The sequence below is a fragment of the Mycobacterium pinniadriaticum genome, assembly GCF_026242045.1.
GTDB lineage: Bacteria > Actinomycetota > Actinomycetes > Mycobacteriales > Mycobacteriaceae > Mycobacterium > Mycobacterium pinniadriaticum.
Genome location: NZ_JAPJDO010000087.1, coordinates 1 through 3,407 on the forward strand (window position 1 = coordinate 1; position 3,407 = coordinate 3,407).

The 3,407-nt window shown below is 66.0% G+C and carries 3 protein-coding genes; all 3 read left to right on the forward strand.

Features of this window, described 5'->3' with window-relative positions; translation table 11 throughout:
* The first annotated feature begins 100 nt into the window (after positions 1-100).
* Genes ORI27_RS32670 through ORI27_RS32680 form a run of 3 tightly spaced genes read left to right on the forward strand, consistent with a single transcriptional unit; the run spans position 101 to position 3,358 of the window.
* Positions 101-1,180, forward strand: coding sequence for a tyrosine-type recombinase/integrase (locus ORI27_RS32670; protein ID WP_266001396.1), 1,080 nt, complete (start codon positions 101-103; stop codon positions 1,178-1,180).
* Positions 1,146-3,059, forward strand: coding sequence for a tyrosine-type recombinase/integrase (locus ORI27_RS32675; protein ID WP_266001397.1), 1,914 nt, complete (start codon positions 1,146-1,148; stop codon positions 3,057-3,059). The genes ORI27_RS32670 and ORI27_RS32675 overlap by 35 nt, the downstream gene beginning before the upstream one ends.
* Positions 3,056-3,358, forward strand: a complete 303-nt coding sequence (locus tag ORI27_RS32680; RefSeq protein ID WP_266001398.1) for a DUF6262 family protein — start codon at positions 3,056-3,058, stop codon at positions 3,356-3,358. Before ORI27_RS32675 ends, ORI27_RS32680 begins: the two co-directional genes overlap by 4 nt.
* Positions 3,359-3,407: the final 49 nt, after the last annotated feature.

The following is a 3,407-nucleotide window of genomic DNA, read 5'->3' on the forward strand; positions in this document are numbered from 1 at the left end:
CCTCTCTTAACCGGCTAATCGGAAGATCCGTCTGTCCTCGACACGCCGTTTTCCTGCGGTTCCTTGACGGCGGTAGTGCGAGATGGGATATGTACATCTCATGGTTAAGGAGCTGTGCGCGGCTGCCGGCGACGACGGCCTGTGGCAGTTGTGCGGGACGGCTGCAGGCGAGTTCGGGTTGGTCAACGAATTCCTGGGGTATCTGGCTGACCGGAACTTTTCCCCGCGGACGTGCCGGGCCTACGCCTATGACCTGCTGGCGTTCGCGCGATGGCTGCATGGCGAGCAGGTGGCTCTGGCGGACGTGGATGTCGATGTGCTGCTTCGGTTTCTGACGGCCTGCCGGGAGGCGAGGTTGCCGGGCCGACCTGGCGGCAACGTCTATTCGATCCGTGATGGCCGCAATCAGGGGTATGCGCCGGCAACGATCAATCGGCGACTGGCGGCGATTTCGAGCCTGTTCGCGTTCCGGGAGATGCGTGACCCGCAGGCACGAAGCCCGGTCAGCAGCGGCCGCGCGGCTCGATTGCGTTCGGGCAAAGAGCGTTCCGGCTTGTTGGCGCATACGGCGAAGCCGAAGGCGCGTTCGCAGTTGCGGGTCCGCGAGCCGCGCCGGTTGCCTCGGGGGTTGACGCGGGAGGAGTCAGCGGCGCTGCTGGGCAGTTTCCGCAGCTGGCGGGACCGTGCGATCGGCGGATTGATGTTGCTGTCGGGTCTGCGGTCGGCGGAGGTGCTCGGTCTGCGGGTCAGTGATGTCGATATCGCGCGTCGCTGGGTTCGGGTGTTCGGCAAGGGCGGTAAGGAACGCTCGGTGCCCATCGATACCGACGTGGCCGGTGCGATCCAAACCTATCTGCTGGCCGAGCGCCCCGAAACTGACGCGGAAGCGTTGTTCGTCGTCGCCAAAGGTGCCCATCGCGGTCAGCCCTTGACCCCTGCGGGGCTGCGCACGGTGTTCCGGTATCACCGCGAGCGTTCCGGCGTTGCGGCAGGCCATCCCCACGCGTTGCGGCATTCGTTTGGCACCGCATTGGCCGAGGCCGGAGTCGATCTGTCGGTGATCCAAGCACTGATGGGCCATGACCATGTTGATTCCGCTGCCGCCTACATCCATTTGGCCCCAACGTTTCTGCGGAAGGAGTTCGATGCTGCCCGCACTCGCCTACGCACCCGTTCCTGAAGCCGACCTGCTCACCGAATACGGCGACTATTGCACTCGGCTGGGTTTGATCAGTGTGAACCTTGGCTCGGCGGCACGAACGTTCCTGCGACGCTGGCCCGATCCGCAGGCCTGGGCCGGCGAGCCGCTCGAGGCAAGGTTGACGATTTCTCATCCCACCCGCTCGTTCGTCACGTTTCTGATGTTGGCCGGGCATCTGCGGCCCGGCTATGACTACCTGATCCGCCGCAAGCTGGCCGTGTTCTGGCGGCATCTGCCGACGGGGCCGTTGGCTGACGACCTGGCGCGGTTCCTGGGCGCCGCGCAGGAACTCGGCTTCACCGAACGCACCCGCAGCGCGTCGGCATCCCAGGTGATCGGCAGGCTGCTCATCCAGACCGGCCGGCGGTTGGACGCGTTGACCGACAACGATTTCGACGACCTACTGACCGCCAGCGCGGCCCGCCACGGTGCAGGCAAAGCCAGTCGTCATTACAGCAGCGCCACGCACACCGCCCGGCAGGTCATGTTTCACCTCGGTGTGTTCACCGAACAGCCGGTCAATGCGACCAGCCTGTTGCGGCAGAGTTTCGCCCAACGGATGCGCGATGCCAGCCCGGCGCTGCAGGGATCGTTTGTGGCCTACCTCGATCGGTTGACCGCCACCCACTCCCGCAGCACGGTCACCGGCACCGCGACCCGACTCAACCACTTCGCCGCACATCTGGCCGCGGTCGATCCAGCGCTACCGAGCCTGGCTGAGCTGGACCGCCGCCGCCACATCGAGACCTACCTGACCGCGACCGCCGAGGCGACCAACTCGCGCACCGGTGCACCAATCCAGGCCTCCGAGCGCCGCGGACGGGTCCTGGCGGTGCACTGCCTGCTCAACGACATCGCCGAATGGGGCTGGCCGGAAGCACCGCAGCGGCGGCTGGTGTTTCGCTCCGACATCCCCAAGCTGCCCCGCGCCTTGCCCCGCTATCTCACCCCGGACCTGGATCGGCGTCTGACCCACGCGCTGCAAGCCTGGCCCGAGCGGCTGCCCGCCGATGCGCTGCTGCTGCAACGAGCCACCGGATTGCGTATCGGTGAGCTCGTCGACCTCGAACTCGACAGCGTCCACGAGATCCCCGGCCAAGGCGCGTGGCTGAAAGTTCCGCTGGGCAAGCTGAACACCGAACGCATGGTGCCCCTCGATGAGGAAACCGTCGCACTGATCGACCGCATCGTGACCCACCGCTCACCCGGGCGACCGTTGCCGCACCCGCGCACTGATCGACCCACCGACTACCTGTTCACCCACCACGGCCGACGCCTAACGGTCGATCACCTCCGCGACGTCTTGACCCGCGTCACCACCGACGCCGGCCTACCGCACATCACCCCGCACCAACTGCGCCACACCTACGCCACCGCACTGGTCAACGCCGGTGTCTCCCTGCAGAGCCTGATGGCCCTGCTCGGCCATGTCTCGGCCGAGATGAGTCTGCGCTACGGACGGCTGTTCGACTCGACCGTGCGCACCGAATACGAGCGAGCCCTGACTGCCGCCAAGGCCCACCTCGGAACCCTGCCCATCGAGGCATCCCAGGGACGGCTTTCGCTGCCGATCGTTGACGGCGACTGGAAAGAGGCTCCCGCAATCAAAGCCCGCCTGGCCGGCGGCTTCTGCATCCGCGCCCAGGTCCAGGGCCCGTGCGCCTACGCCAACATCTGTGAACACTGCCCCAACTTCCGCACCGACACCGGCTACCTGCCTGTGCTGGCCGCTCAGCGTGCCGACTCCGAAACCCTGGCCCGTGACGCCGAAGCCCGCGGCTGGACCGGTGAAGCCGAACGCCACCGCCGACTCATCGCACGCCTCGACGCCCACCTCAGCCAGGCGCAAACCGAATGACCCCCCAACAACGCCGCCAAGATGTCGAAGACGCCTGCGCAGCAATCATTCTCGACGGACACCAAGTCACCTTCGATGATGTCGCAGCACGCACCGGACTCGGCCGCGCCACCCTCTACCGCAACCCCGACCTGCGCACAATCATCGAAGAACACCGCACCCGCGGCAAGGAAGCCCACACCCTCTCCGGACTGAGCACCGAGATCGCCCACCTACGCACCGCACTGGACACCATCGCCACCACCGTGCGCCGTCACGAAGAAGAAATCCGCCGCCTACGAAAAGCAAAACCTGACTGAAGACCCACCTTCAACAGCAGAAACCGCACCAAGATTAGCCGGATAACCG